General features: G+C 41.3%; 9 protein-coding genes and 1 rRNA gene. 8 read left to right on the top strand and 2 right to left on the bottom strand.

Annotated elements, in window-relative coordinates:
* The first annotated feature begins 26 nt into the window (after positions 1-26).
* The gene (locus ACFSUS_RS25310; protein WP_381527161.1) at positions 27-1,310 is read left to right on the top strand and encodes an SUMF1/EgtB/PvdO family nonheme iron enzyme; all 1,284 of its coding nucleotides are present in this window, start codon (positions 27-29) and stop codon (positions 1,308-1,310) included.
* Positions 1,311-1,403: 93 nt separating this feature from the next.
* Here ACFSUS_RS25310 and ACFSUS_RS25305 read toward each other — a convergent pair whose 3' ends face one another.
* Entirely contained in the window at positions 1,404-2,111 is a 708-nt protein-coding gene (locus tag ACFSUS_RS25305) for a ComF family protein (protein WP_381527160.1), read from the bottom strand.
* 66 nt (positions 2,112-2,177) lie between these two features.
* On the opposite strand from ACFSUS_RS25305, the gene ACFSUS_RS25300 reads away from it, so the two are divergent.
* From ACFSUS_RS25300 to ACFSUS_RS25280, 5 genes are all read left to right on the top strand, one after another.
* Positions 2,178-2,522 carry a hypothetical protein gene (locus ACFSUS_RS25300; RefSeq protein ID WP_381527159.1) on the top strand — a complete coding sequence of 115 codons (345 nt, stop codon included), beginning with the start codon at positions 2,178-2,180 and terminating at the stop codon, positions 2,520-2,522.
* A 19-nt stretch (positions 2,523-2,541) separates the two neighbouring features.
* Positions 2,542-5,844 carry a DUF4175 family protein gene (locus ACFSUS_RS25295; RefSeq protein WP_381527157.1) on the top strand — a complete coding sequence of 1,101 codons (3,303 nt, stop codon included), beginning with the start codon at positions 2,542-2,544 and terminating at the stop codon, positions 5,842-5,844.
* A 147-nt stretch (positions 5,845-5,991) separates the two neighbouring features.
* Positions 5,992-7,851, top strand: a complete 1,860-nt coding sequence (gene mnmG, locus ACFSUS_RS25290; RefSeq protein WP_381527156.1) for a tRNA uridine-5-carboxymethylaminomethyl(34) synthesis enzyme MnmG — start codon at positions 5,992-5,994, stop codon at positions 7,849-7,851.
* Positions 7,852-7,927: 76 nt separating this feature from the next.
* The gene (locus ACFSUS_RS25285; protein WP_381527154.1) at positions 7,928-8,809 is read left to right on the top strand and encodes a class I SAM-dependent methyltransferase; all 882 of its coding nucleotides are present in this window, start codon (positions 7,928-7,930) and stop codon (positions 8,807-8,809) included.
* A 535-nt stretch (positions 8,810-9,344) separates the two neighbouring features.
* A complete protein-coding gene (locus tag ACFSUS_RS25280; RefSeq protein ID WP_381527152.1) occupies positions 9,345-11,099 on the top strand; it encodes a tetratricopeptide repeat protein in 1,755 nt (584 codons plus the stop codon).
* Positions 11,100-11,170: 71 nt separating this feature from the next.
* On the opposite strand, the gene thrC is transcribed toward ACFSUS_RS25280, so the two are convergent.
* A complete protein-coding gene (gene thrC / locus ACFSUS_RS25275) occupies positions 11,171-12,481 on the bottom strand; it encodes a threonine synthase (RefSeq protein ID WP_381527150.1) in 1,311 nt (436 codons plus the stop codon).
* Between the two features lie 224 nt (positions 12,482-12,705).
* Between thrC and pruA the strand changes: the two genes are divergently transcribed.
* The gene (pruA, locus tag ACFSUS_RS25270; protein ID WP_381527148.1) at positions 12,706-14,337 is read left to right on the top strand and encodes an L-glutamate gamma-semialdehyde dehydrogenase; all 1,632 of its coding nucleotides are present in this window, start codon (positions 12,706-12,708) and stop codon (positions 14,335-14,337) included.
* 337 nt (positions 14,338-14,674) lie between these two features.
* Positions 14,675-14,796: ribosomal RNA gene (locus tag ACFSUS_RS25265) — 16S ribosomal RNA — on the top strand; the annotation flags it as partial.

The raw sequence follows: 14,796 nt of genomic DNA, 5'->3' as shown, positions 1-14,796 counted from the left end.
ATTTACGTTTTACACAAAATAGAGCAATGATTCAGAAGTATCACCTGCAACGAGCGGCTTATGTGCTGCTGGCAATGGCGGCACTGGCATCTTGTAAGTCCAAGCACCCGACCAGCGTGCAGCCAGGGAAGAAGAGTACGGCGACGGGGATTGCTTATAACCAGAAAGACGGTTTCCAAGTCAAAAAATTTGCGGGACAGAAAGCAGGGCCAAACCTGGTTTTCGTTGAAGGTGGCCGTTTTACAATGGGTGCCCTTGAAGAGGACGTAATGAACACCCGTGACAACCGTGAACGGACGGTGTCGATCCAATCCTTTTACATGGATGAGACTGAGATCGCGAACGTTCACTACCTTGAATATCTTGACGCTATCACCCGCGACTCTTCCGAAGAGGTAGTTAAAGCAGCTCTGCCCGACACAACCGTTTGGGCCAACCCGCTATCGTTTAACGATTCTTACGTAACCCAGTATCTTCGCTACCCAGCCTTCCGCTATTACCCAGTAGTGGGCGTATCGTGGGTACAGGCTAGCGATTACGCTGTTTGGCGGTCAAATGCGGTGAACAACGAATTAGCGAAAGGGGGGGGCGAAAAGAAAAAAGGGGGTGGTTTCTCCCTCAAGCGTAAGTCAAAAACGGCTGAGCCTGCGTTGGCAGAAGCAGCCGCCACTGATTCGGCCGGCAACCCAATTGCTTCAGCCAAGCCAAAACCAAGCTTAGAGAGTGGTTTGATTCTGCCCGACTACCGCCTACCAACTGAAGCCGAGTGGGAGTATGCCGCTAAAGCCCTGATCGGAACGCAGTACATGGACGAAAACCAGATTAACCAGCGCATTTACCCCTGGGATGGCTCATCGGTACGTAACCCCAAAAAGGGCCGTAAGCAAGGTCAGATGCTGGCTAACTTCAAACGTGGCCGTGGTGACTATGCTGGTATTGCTGGTCGTTCTAATGACGGCGCTATTATTACCGCAGAGATTTATGCTTACCCTGCCAATGACTTTGGTTTGTATAACATGGCTGGTAACGTAAATGAATGGGTATATGACGTGTATCGTCCACTGTCTTATCAGGACGTGAACGACCTGAATCCGATTCGCCGGAACGGTTATCTCGATGATGCCAAGAACTACGATACCAAGAACAAACAGTCGCTTATTGACGATAAGCTCCGTGTGTATAAAGGTGGTTCTTGGAATGACGTAGCTTATTGGTTATCGCCAGGTACGCGACGGTTCTTGGATCAGGATTCGGCTACAGCAATGATTGGTTTCCGTTGCGCTATGATTGGTGTTGGCCGAAACAAATAAGCCTAGTTATTATCAGAAATTTCTAACAGTTGATGTAAAAACGGTCATTCATTGCTGAATGACCGTTTTTGTTTTATGACTATGCAGCGTGGCTTACTTAGCAGCTGCTATTGTAAGAACGCTGACTGACTGACATCCAGCTTTAAGTAGTTCAACAGCGCATGCTTCTAAAGTAGCTCCCGTTGTTAATACGTCATCTACCAGCGCCACATTCTTATCTTTCACTTCTTCGGGAGCTGCCACTTTAAAAACCGTTTTCACGTTCTCCCAACGTTCAATACGGTTCTTACGAGTTTGAGAGGTCTTAAAATAATTACGTACCAGAACACCAGTCCTCATCGGTATGTCTAGCGACTCTGATAATCCTTCTGCAATGTAGTCGGCCTGATTATAACCTCGTTGTGCCAATCGGCTCTTGTGCAACGGAACGCCAATTATTACGTCTATGTCATTAACAAGCTGACTTTCTGCTTTCAACTGATATCCGTACCAACTCGCAATCTCTTTAGCAGCCTCTTTTTGACCTTTATACTTGATAGCATGAATTAATTTTTGGATAGTGCTTCCCTTGGAAAAATATACGTATGAAGCCACAAACTTGATTGGTACTTTTCCGGCAAACTTATTGAGGAGATTTTGGTCATAAGGAGTACGATGCTGACCTGTTTCTGGCAACTTTATACGGCAGCTTGTGCATAAAATTTTTTCATTAATGCTTAACGAATTGCCACACCCAATACATGGGGTTAGAAAGAGCAAATTAGTGAAGTCATCCACTAGAGATTTGATAGACCGAAACATGGCGGGCATTCGTTTATTAATAGAAATCGTTGTAATTTAGAAAGAAGAATAACTAGGTAAGTTGTTGTGAACGAAAAGTCTATAGATGAGTTATGGGAAGACCTGCTCAACCAACTACAAACGTTGGTTGGTAAGCGCCCAGCTGACCTCAACGCTGTTTTATTTTTAATTGGTGTACAAGAGTTAGGTACAGGTCCTAAGCGCTTTTCTAAAGAAGTGAAACAGGACTTAATGCATATTGCTGTATGTCGGGTGTTGAGCCAATCTGGTTACTATACCTTCAGTGGATATGACAAAGATGGATGGCCACAGTGGGAGTTGGCCAAGCCTATTCCGCATGGTGATTTGCTTACCCAAGAGTTTTTTTTAAAAGAACATATCATTCGGTATTTTCAATCTGTATTGATTTAATCGCTCAACCTGAATCATTATGCAGTCTTCGAACTCTTACACTACGTTATTGCAACGTATTGATGAATATAAAAAGCGTTACTTCTTAAACCAGCTAGTCAAAGGCATATTGATTTTTGTAGCCTTATTAGGAACAGGCTATTTGGTTATTAATACTGCCGAGTTTATTGGTAGATTTAATTCTGTAGGTCGCGGAGCATTGTTTTTTGGCTTTTTGCTAGCCATTTTGCTAGGCTTCTACCTTTTGATTGTTCGGCCACTGATGAGCTTATATGGGCTTAGTAAACCACTATCAAACGATGAAGCAGCCCGGCAAATTGGCACCTATTTTCCTGAAGTAGGAGATAAGTTGCTAAACACTCTTCAACTACAACGTATTACTGCTGACCAAAGCGATCTGCTTCAGGCTAGTTTAAATCAGCGGTCTCAACAACTTCTCATCAATCGTTTTGCCAGCGCTATTCAGATAAGTCGTAACCGACAATTCCTAAAGTATGCGATTCCACCCCTGGCCTTGATTCTGGCAATTTTAATTGTCAATCCGTCTTTTTTTACCAAATCGTCGACCCGGTTAGTTAACTACAATAAGGAGTTTGTTGAGGAAGCTCCGTTTCAGTTTGTTGTATTGAATAAATCGTTGAAAGCGTTTCGTAACGAAGACTTTCCGCTGACAGTGAAACTGACTGGCGACGTATTACCTCAAACAGTTTACGTAGTAGCGAATGGCACTCGTTTTAAGTTAGACCAATCCGGAAACCAGTTTAGCTATACTTTTGATAATCTTCAGCGCAGTTTAGACTTTCATCTAGAAGCAGCCGGGTTTAATTCTCCTAACTATAATGTATCCTTGATCGATCGTCCAGCCGTGTTATCATTCAACGTTAAGCTTGATTATCCAGGGTATCTTAATAAACCAACCGAGCAGTTATCAAATGTAGGTAATCTTCTCATACCCCAAGGAACCGTTGTTCATTGGGAATTTGCGGCAGACCACACCGACTCGCTCCAGCTTCGCTTTAATACTGATCCCAAGCCGACGGCAGCTCGATTAATTGATGATAATACGTTCTCTGTTGATCGTCGACTCATGCAAAATGCTACTTATACAGTGTCATTAAAAAACAGTCAGATCAGTACTCCTTCAACGATTCAGTACAACGTGCAGGTTATACCAGATCGCTTTCCTCAGATTTCAGTAGATAGGATACAAGATACAGTAACGTACAATTACATTGCCTTATCTGGTTTAGTTTCTGATGACTATGGTTTCTCTAAACTTCGTCTTAATTACAAGATAAATAGGAACGGAAAGCAATCTCCATTATACTCGAAGGAGATTCCAGTTAACCGTTCGACTACCTCACAAAATTTTGTATATAACTGGTCCTTAGACAGTTTGAAGTTAGGACAAGAAGATCGTTTAGAATATTTTGTTCAAGTTTGGGACAACGATGGGGTAAATGGTCCTAAGTCAAGTCGTTCTAATCAGTTGAATTTTGTTATTCCTACCAATGCTGAAATTCAGAAGCAGGTTGATCAGTCTGCTGAAAAAACCGAGCAGCAAATTGACAATGCGTTAAGCAAGACACAGGAGATCAAAAAAGAATTGAACACGATGGAAGATCGGATGCGTACTAAAAAATCGTCTGACTTTCAGGATAAGAAACAGCTCCAGGATGTTCTTCAAAAACGCGAAGAGCTAATGAAAGAAGTGCAGAAGTTACAGGAGCAGTTCCAAAAAACTAACGATACCCAACAGCGTTTTGCCGAGAAAAACCAGGCGCTTCAAGATAAAATGGAGCAGCTTCAGAAGCTTTTCAACGAACTTCTTGACCCTGAATCGAAGCAGCTTTATGAACAGCTAAAGCAGTTACTAGAACGCAAACAGGATGAAAAGGCATCGGACATGCTAGATCGTTTGAGCCGTAAGGAACGTAATATGGAACGTGATCTAGACCGAGCTTTAAAGCTTTTCAAACAAATGCAGCTTGAGCAAAAGGTAAATAACGTGGCTGAAAACTTAGAGAAGCAAGCTGAACAACTTGACAAGCAGGCAGAAGAAAGCGCTAAGAAGAATGAGACTACTGAAGAGCAGCAAAAGCAACAGGAAAAGTCACAGGAAGATTTTAAGAACACAGAAGAACAACTCAAAGAGATTGAGAAGCAGGCAGAGAAAGATGATTTGAACAAGCCTGAATCTACTGAACAAGAGCAAAAGGAGATTGAAAAGCAAATGGAAGAAGCCATGAAACAGATGAAGCAGAACCAAGGAAAGAAAGCTTCATCGTCTCAAAGCAAAGCGGCCAAATCTATGCGCGCTATGAGTAAGTCAATGAAGGAGTCTATGCAGTCATCTGAAATGCAAGAGATGCAGGAAAACATGGATGATCTGCGTAATATACTCGAAAACTTAATTACTTTATCGTTCGGACAAGAACGCGTTATGAAAGATTTTCGAGGTATGAGTCTTCAAGACCCTCGAGTAACGAAGCTTTCTCAAGAGCAGCTCAAGTTACAGGATGATGCAAAAATTATAGAAGACAGTTTAAATGCATTAGCCAGCCGTGTCGTTCAAATTCAATCTTTCGTAACTCGGGAGTTGACGAATATGAAGTCATACATGGATGAAAGTGTTCAACAACTTAAGGATCGAAGATTAAGCATGGCTGCCTCTAAACAACAGTTTGCTATGACTTCTATAAATAACCTTGCTCTTATGCTTAGCGATGTTCTAAAGAATATGCAACAGCAGATGAACGCCATGGCCATGCCTGGACAAGGACAAGGTAGTAAGAAAGGTAACAATCCCAGTGGAATGGGCGAAATGCAGAAGCAGCTTAATGCCCGGATGAAAGAAATGCAAAAAGGAGGTAAGTCGGGTAGGGGACTTTCTGAAGAGTTATCTCAAATGGCTGCGGAACAAGCTATGATCCGTAACATGCTGAAGAAGCTAGAAGAAAACGCAAAAGGTACTGAAGCAGGTAAGCAACAGCAAAAGCAGGTTCAGGACCTTATGGAAAAAATGGATGAAACCGAAACTGACTTAGTTAACAAGCGTGTTAATCCGAACACTATCAATCGGCAAAATGAAATATTAACTCGTTTGCTTGAATCGGAGAAAGCATTGAAGCAGCAGGAAGAAGATCCAAAGCGGCAAGCTGAAACTGCTAAGTCAACGAAACGTAGTACACCTTCTTTTTTCGACTCCACTAGTCTTCAAAATAAGACAAAGCAAGTTGAAGTTTTACGGTCAGTTACGCCTAACTACAATTTGTTTTATAAGAAAGAAGCTAATCAATATTTACAGAAGGTGAGTAAGTAAATATAGATTTATCATTATTACCGCTTACCTGGCACGAAGGTAGGCGGTTTTTTGTTGCTCAACTATTATTGATGGTAAACGTTGTTATCACTTTTATCAACTTTGTGAAAAGTTTCCACGTGAAACATTTTTATAAATTCAACAGAGATGTATTCTTCGTATGATGTAATAGTTGTAGGTGCTGGGCATGCAGGTTGTGAAGCTGCAAATGCGGCTGCTACAATGGGTTCACAGGTACTACTAATTACAATGAACATGCAGACCATAGCTCAGATGTCGTGTAATCCAGCTATGGGAGGGGTAGCCAAGGGCCAAATTGTTCGTGAAATTGATGCGCTGGGTGGCATGTCAGGAATCGTCAGTGATAAGAGCATGATTCAATTCCGGATGCTTAACCGGTCGAAAGGGCCCGCTATGTGGAGCCCTCGTTGTCAGAGCGACCGTAATATGTTTGCTTGGGAATGGCGAAAAGCACTAGAAGAAAACACAAATATTGATTTTTGGCAAGACAACGTAACTGAGGTATTAGTCAAACAAGGTAGTATAACAGGCGTAAAAACTAGCTTGGGTATTGAGTTTAAAGCCAACGCCGTCGTCTTAACAAATGGTACGTTTCTAAACGGACAAATGTTTATTGGCGAAAAAGTTTTCGGAGGAGGTCGTACAGCCGAACGAGCTTCAAGTGGACTTACTGAACAATTAGTAAGCTTAGGCTTTGAATCAGGCCGTATGAAAACAGGCACTCCGCCACGAGTAGACGGTAGAAGCTTGAACTACAATTTGATGGAAGAACAACTTGGCGATGAAGATCCCGGGAAATTTTCTTACTTGAACACGCCCAAACTAAATAAACAGCGTAGTTGCTGGATAACGTATACAAACCAGTCTGTGCACGATGAGTTGAAGACAGGTTTCGAAAAGTCTCCAATGTTTACGGGCAGAATCAAAGGGCTAGGCCCTAGGTATTGCCCCTCAATTGAAGACAAAATCAATCGTTTTGCGGACAAAGACAGGCATCAAATATTTGTCGAACCCGAAGGCTGGGATACAGTAGAAGTGTACGTAAACGGTTTCTCCACCTCCTTGCCCGAGAATGTGCAATACGATGCGATGCGTAAAATCCCAGGCTTTGAACATGTCAGAATGTTCAGACCAGGGTATGCAGTTGAGTACGACTACTTTCCACCAACACAATTAAAGCCAACTTTAGAGACTCAGCTGATCAAAAATCTGTTTTTTGCTGGCCAGATAAATGGAACTACTGGCTATGAAGAAGCTGCTTGCCAAGGTCTGATGGCCGGCATAAATGCGCATCGTAATGTTCAGGAAGAAGCTGAGTTCATCATCAAACGTTCGGAGGGATATATTGGCGTCTTGATTGATGACTTAATAACTAAGGGGACTGAAGAGCCTTATCGTATGTTCACATCCAGAGCTGAATACCGAACACTTCTTCGACAAGATAACGCAGATCTAAGATTAACGGAAAAAGGCTACGCAATTGGTCTGGCTTCGCAGGAACGGTATGATGCTATGACTCAGAAAAGAGAACAGGTAGCGCAATTGACTGATAACATACGCGCAGCGAAACTGAAGCCTAACGATGTAAATACTTGGCTTGAATCGAAGAAAAGTGCACCATTACGTGAAAAAAGTAGTCTCTATACTCTACTCAAACGCCCTGAAATCGAATTCGGGAGTGTTGAAGAGCTTTTACAAATGTTTCCAGAGATACCAGTAGTAACAAAAGAGGTTGTCGAGCAAACAGTAGTTGAAATTAAGTATGAGGACTATTTAAATCGCGAAAGAATAAATGCACAAAAGCTAGATAAGTGGGAAAGCCTAACAATTAACCCAACCTTCGATTATGACCAGCTTAAAGCATTATCATTTGAAGGAAAGGAAAAATTGAAGCGTCTACGTCCATCAACGATTGGTCAAGCATCACGAATTAGCGGAGTGAGTCCTTCGGATGTTTCAATATTATTGGTGTATATGGGCCGGTAAAACGAGTGTATCAAGTCCTAGCTGAAAGTATATATTTCAGCTAGGACCATTTTTTTATAAAACCAATTTAATACCATTGGAAACCGTAATTCAATGTCCTGTCTGTGGTAAGGACCTCTTCAGGCCTTATATGACTTGCAAAGATTATCTGGTGAGCAGCCAAGAATTCACAATACAACAATGCGAATCCTGCAGCTTTCGTTTTACGAATCCAAGACCAGACCCTTCATCCATAGGTTCGTATTATAAATCAGACCAGTATATATCCCATAACGATTCAGGCAGTGGCCTTATTAATGTAGCTTACAGAGCTGTTCGTAATTACACACTACGCTCAAAACTAAATTTAATAAATCGGCTTAATGGTAATGCTGGTAGCTTACTTGATGTAGGATGTGGCACAGGCGCGTTTTTACAAATTTGTAAAAGCGGTGGGTGGCAAGTAATGGGCATGGAACCGGATGACGATGCCAGGAGAATCTCTGCCGATAAATTACAGATAGTAATAAAGCAGAGATTAAGCGATTTTTCGGATACAAATAAATTTGATGTAATTACACTTTGGCACGTTCTTGAACATATTGCCGACTTGAATGAAGCCGTCTCCAAATTGCATGAGCTGTTAGATAGCCGAGGAACGTTACTGATAGCAGTTCCAAATTCTGACTCTTATGATGCACAATTCTTCAAACAATATTGGGCCGCATACGATGTACCACGTCATTTACATCATTTTACTCCTTCAACAATACAACAACTGTTTCAGAAGCACAATCTAAAGTTGATAGATAAACGCCCAATGGTATTCGATGCTTTTTACATTGCTATGCTGAGTACCCAGTATATATCGGGTGAAACAGATTATTTGAAAAGTGTTCGAGTAGGTTTGACGTCAAACAACTATGCAAAACAAACTGGCCATTACTCGAGTCTAATCTATATATTCAAGCAATGTTGATATGTAAACACAGCTTTACAAGATCAACTTGTCTGTAGTTAAATAAAGGTCTATTCTAAATTAAAAAAGTGAAAGTTTAGTGTAGATAAGTATGTGAATAAACCTAACATACTGGTGGATAACGTGTCTATAAAGGGCTAATTCATAGTGCACTAGTGCTGAGTTAATCCACAATCTATTATGAAGGCGTCAGTATTGTGGAGAAACAGCAACATATCAACCCGCTACGCTAGACAATTTCCCCAGTTGGTTTAGTGGACAAACTTTGTGCACAAATCCACAAATAACAAACTTACAAACTGTGGATAAAATGTTATTTACTTTTAAATGAGACATTTGTAAGTGGATAAGTACAGATCAGATGTAAATAAAAACGGTATCTTTATCCACACAGTGGTGAAATAGTAGTGGACAACTTATTTGTACACATATCCACAAGGCTAATGGTTATAATAACGTTTCTTTTAAAAGATCTTAATATAAAATGTTAATAAGGTTAATCATCATTGTTGGGTTGTTGATGTTATCGCCTAAAATGGCCTGGACACAAAGCGAAGCAACCTTAGCTGAAGAGTACTATAAAGCGGGGGAGTTTGAAAAAGCGGCTAACGAGTATGCTAAGCTTTTGAAAACGGAGGTGACCTGGCCACGTTTGTCAAAATATGTGATAAGCTTGCAGAAAGTTGATAAAGATGAAGACGCTTTGAAATATCTGCGAAAGCAGCAGCGTAGTGATGAGCAAAACCGATTCTATTACGATCTGTTGATTGGGCAGCTTGCCGCTCAGAAAGGTGACACTATACAATCGGCTGCACAATACAATGCAGCGATTCAATCGAGTAAATCGTCAACAGCAAGACTTGAAAAGATTGCCAAGGCCTTTTCTGAGTCAGGAGAGGCCCGCTGGGCGATTAAATCATTGGAGACGGCCCGAGAGGTTGGAAAGGAGCCAGCGGCTTACAGCGAAGATTTAATGACGTTGTACAGGTCGACAGGTCAAACCGAGAAAGCGATCGATGAAATATTAACAACCGGTAAGCAGGCCGATAAGAAAGAAATGGTGCTGGCGTCCTTACAAGGATTCATTAATACAAAAGAAGAACCGCTGGTTGAAAAAGCTTTGTATAGCAAAATTCAACTAGAACCGAATGAACTGGCTTACAATGAGCTGTTAATATGGTATTTTGTACAAAAACAAAAATTCAGTCGAGCGTTACTTCAAGAAAAGGCAACTGATAAAAGACTGAAGTTGAACGGTGGGAAAGTATATGATTTAGGGATGCTAGCCCTGAACAATAAAGAATACAAAACCGCAGCAGAGGCATTCGAATACATAACCACAAATTATCCACAAGGACAACTTTATCCATTCGCACGCCGGCTTGTTATCAACGCTCGTGAGGAGCAAGTAAAGAACACATATCCAGTTGATAAAACTGAAATACGTAAGTTAATAAGCGACTATCAGCGAATGCTTCAAGAAATTGGTACAAATGCCAAAACACTGGAGGCTTTGCGAAGCACAGCTAATTTGTATGGGAACTACCTCGATAGCAAGGACACAGCCTTAACCGTATTAGATCTGGCGATCGACCTTGGTAAAACAGACAAAAATTTTGTAGATCGTTGTAAACTCGATAAAGGCGATATATACCTACTAAAAGGGGAGCCTTGGGAATCGACACTACTGTATTCTCAAGTTGAAAAATCCCAAAAAGAAGAACTATTAGGCTATGAAGCAAAGCTCAAAAACGCTAAACTTCATTATTACAAAGGTGATTTTGCTGTTTCGAAAGATATTTTGGATGTCTTAAAGCTAGCCACTTCTCGTGAAATTGCTAACGATGCTGAACAGCTTAGCTTATTAATTGTGGATAACACTGGAATGGATAGCACTGAAGCCGCAATGCGGGAATATGCCGCTGTAGACTTGTTACTTTTCCAGAACAAAACGGATGAGGCTGTGGATAAGTTAAATCAAATGTGGACAAAGTATGCTGACCACAGCTTAGCTGATGAGGTATTGTGGTTACGCGCTAACACATACATGAAACAGGGAAAAGAATCTGAAGCGCTTGAAGACTTAAAGAAAATAATCACTACGTATCCAAACGACATATTAGGGGATGACGCGTTATTTACACAAGGCAAAATCTACGAAGAACGATTAAAGGATAAACAAGCAGCAATGGAAGCGTATCAGAAAGTACTAACCCAATATCCTGGTAGTATCTATGGCGCTGAAGCTCGAAAACGTTTTAGAGCGTTACGCGGAGACACTATAAATTAAGATCTTTGGTTCTTCTCAATAAGAAAGGGCTAAACCTACGTAGGTTTAGCCCTTTCTTATTGAGAAAAATATTACAGGACAGTATGCAAAAACGATTCTTTAAAAACTTCATACTGCGCTGGGATACGTATGCTCCTTTTAGATAGATCTGCTAAAACAGCCAAGCGTTCTGGTACATCTACTGGACGTTCCAACACTTCTTCTACCAGTGACTTAAATTTTGAAGGATGAGCCGTTGCCAGTGCAATACCTACCACGTCCCGTTTGGTATCACGTATGTAAGCCTCTAAACCCATCATTCCAATAGCAGTATGTGGACAAGATACGTAGTTATACATATTAAAGAAGTGTTTCATGCCGGCACGAGTTTCTTCATCATCATAGAAGTAACCACTAATATTATTTTTAAAACGGTCGTAATTGTCTCCATATAAATGAGCCAAGCGGATGAAATTGCTAGGGCTGCCAACATCCATTGCATTAGAAATCGTCGCGACTGAAGACTGAGGGGAATAGATACCAGTTTTTATGTATGAAGGAACAACGTAGTTAAGATTCGTTGCTGCCACAAAGTGATCTACCGGTAAACCCATCTGCTGAACCATTACACCAGCACTCAAATTGCCAAAATTGCCGCTTGGTGTAGAAAAGACAATTGGCCTATTGTACTTTTTAACTTGGCCATAAGCGCTAACGTAATAGAAACCTTGCGGTATGAGCCGAAATATATTTATAGAATTAGCTGAGGATAAAGACAGATTTGCATTTAGCTCATCATCCATAAATGCTTGTTTCACAATGGCTTGACAGTCATCGAATGAACCATCCACCTCAAACGCTTGCACGTTGCCACCAAGAGTAGTCAATTGTTTCTCTTGTAAGTCACTAACACGTCCGCTTGGATATAAAATAGAGACCCGGACACCAGGAACATTGTGAAACCCCATTGCTACAGCTCCACCTGTATCGCCTGAAGTGGCGACAAGAATATTTACTTCCTTGTCTTTGCGTTTCGAGTAATAAGACATCAGAGCAGCCATATAACGCGCTCCAACATCTTTAAAGGCAAGGGATGGACCGTGAAAAAGCTCTAACACACTTAGTTTTCCTGGTTCTAACTCAACAACTGGTGTGTCAAATGAAAAAGCATTGTGTGTAATATCTTCAAGGTCAGCTTTACCAATTTCATCACCGAACAAGGCCTGACTTAAGGCAAAACCAATATCGGCCAGCGACTCACTAGCAATATTTTGAAAGAATGTTACCCCCAGATAGGGTAAAGGCGTTGGCATGTATAACCCTTTATCAGCAGGCATGCTGTGGAAAAGAGCTTGTTCAGCAGATACAGTTACCTGCGAATTATTCGTGCTATAAAAACGCATGTTCACGCAAAATAATAAGATCACAAAGTACGGTAAATCAATGCAATGAAAACGAGTGGAGTACAGAGAAAAGTAAGAAGTGAAGTCTATTTTATACTAACAATGGCAGATGCTAATGATAAATTAACAAAATTTGGCACTTCATCAAATCCGTAATTGTTGAAGATAAAGTGCCACTTAAAAAGAGTTGGTATTAATTTTCCGCAATTGAAATTCAACAAACTATGTCTTTTGGACAATTTAACGTACCTACTCCAGCAAATGAACCAGTAAAAGAGTATCGCTCTGGGTCTCCTGAACGTAAGGCTCTTAAACAAGCCTTAGCAGAATTTCGCTCGCAAGAAACGGACATACCCATGTATATAGGAGGGCAAGAAGTCCGTACTGATCGAAAAATGCGTGTAACCCCACCTCATGATCACCAACACACGTTGGGGTACTTTTATGAAGGAGACACTACTCACGTTACGCAAGCAATTGATGCAGCTCTAGCTGCAAAAGAAGCTTGGGCAAACTTGCCTTGGGAGCACCGAGCTAGTATATTTTTGAAGGCTGCTGAGTTAATTGCTGGCCCTTATCGAGCTCGTATCAATGCGTCCACAATGCTTGGGCAATCAAAAAATGCATACCAGGCGGAGATTGATGCTGCCTGCGAATTGATCGATTTCCTACGATTCAATGTCCATTACGCAACTGATATCTACGGACAACAACCTAATTCTGCTGCCGGTGTTTGGAACCGAACAGAATATCGGCCACTCGAAGGATTTGTCTTTGCTTTAACCCCGTTCAACTTTACTGCTATTGCTGCCAACTTGCCAACGTCAGCAGCTATGATGGGTAATACAGTCGTTTGGAAACCTGCATACACACAAGTATTGGCGGCTAAAGTGACCATGGAAGTATTGAAAGAAGCTGGTTTACCTGATGGTGTAATCAATTTAATATATGTAGATGGACCAGTAGCGGGTGAAATAATCTTCAACCACCCCGACTTCGCTGGTATCCACTTTACTGGCAGTACGGGCGTTTTTCAAAAAATTTGGGGAGCGATCGGTGCTAATATTCATAAATACAAAAGTTACCCTCGAATTGTTGGAGAAACGGGTGGCAAAGACTTTGTCTTAGTACATGAATCCGCAAACGCTGACGAAGTTGCTACGGGTTTAGTCAGAGGAGCGTTCGAGTATCAAGGGCAAAAGTGTTCAGCAGCTTCAAGAGCTTACATACCATCAACTCTATGGCCCGAAATCGAAGCTAAAATAAAGCAGTTCCTAAGTGAGATAAAAATGGGCGATGTAGAGGACTTCACCAATTTCATAAACGCTGTGATTGACGAGAGAGCCTTCAATAAAATTGCAACATATATAGACGAGGCTAAACAAAGTAATGAGGTGGAGATTATAGCTGGCGGAAATCATGATAGCTCTAAGGGTTATTTTATAGAACCAACGGTATTAAGAGTGACAAACCCTCAATACAAAACCATGTGTGAGGAAATTTTTGGGCCAGTATTAACAGTATACATCTACGAGCCATCAGAGTTTTCCGCAATGCTTCAACTTGTTGACAAGACGTCCCCTTACGCACTAACAGGATCTATTTTTGCAAAAGATAGATACATTATCGGACAAGCAGCAAAAGCTTTAGAAAACGCTGCTGGTAACTTTTATATAAATGACAAGCCTACAGGCGCAGTGGTAGGCCAACAACCATTTGGCGGAGCACGTACATCTGGTACAAACGATAAGGCAGGGTCAGCTCTTAATTTATTGCGTTGGGTATCAGCACGTACTATTAAAGAAACATTCGTGGCGCCTAAACATATCAGCTACCCATTCATGGAAGAGAAATAATTTTTGAATTTTTTATAATGTAGACTTGCATAAAGCAAAATAGGCTCATACCTTTGCACTCCCAAACACGGTAGAAGGGCTTGTAGTGGTAACAAACAAGCTTATTATCAGTTGATTAGGGCTGAAATTAGATAAATACATCGAAAAATTATTTTTCAGTTTTATCTTGACTAAACAGAAATTAAAGAGTACCTTTGCACTCCCAAATACATAAGGCCAACAAAGGTTGGTCTCTATCTCGAAAGAGATTCAGTTCTTTGACGTATTGACATCAAGTAGATTAGCACTAATTAAGGCTAATGACACAGTGATAGGTTTACTTATCACACAACTATTTACGATGGAGAGTTTGATCCTGGCTCAGGATGAACGCTAGCGGCAGGCCTAATACATGCAAGTCGAACGGCTCGCAAGAGCAGTGGCAAACGGGTGCGTAACGCGTAAGCAACCTGCCCACAA

Origin of the sequence: Spirosoma soli, from assembly GCF_042684525.1 — a bacterium.
Classification (GTDB): domain Bacteria; phylum Bacteroidota; class Bacteroidia; order Cytophagales; family Spirosomataceae; genus Spirosoma; species Spirosoma soli.
This window is presented reverse-complemented; position numbering and strand designations above follow the sequence as displayed.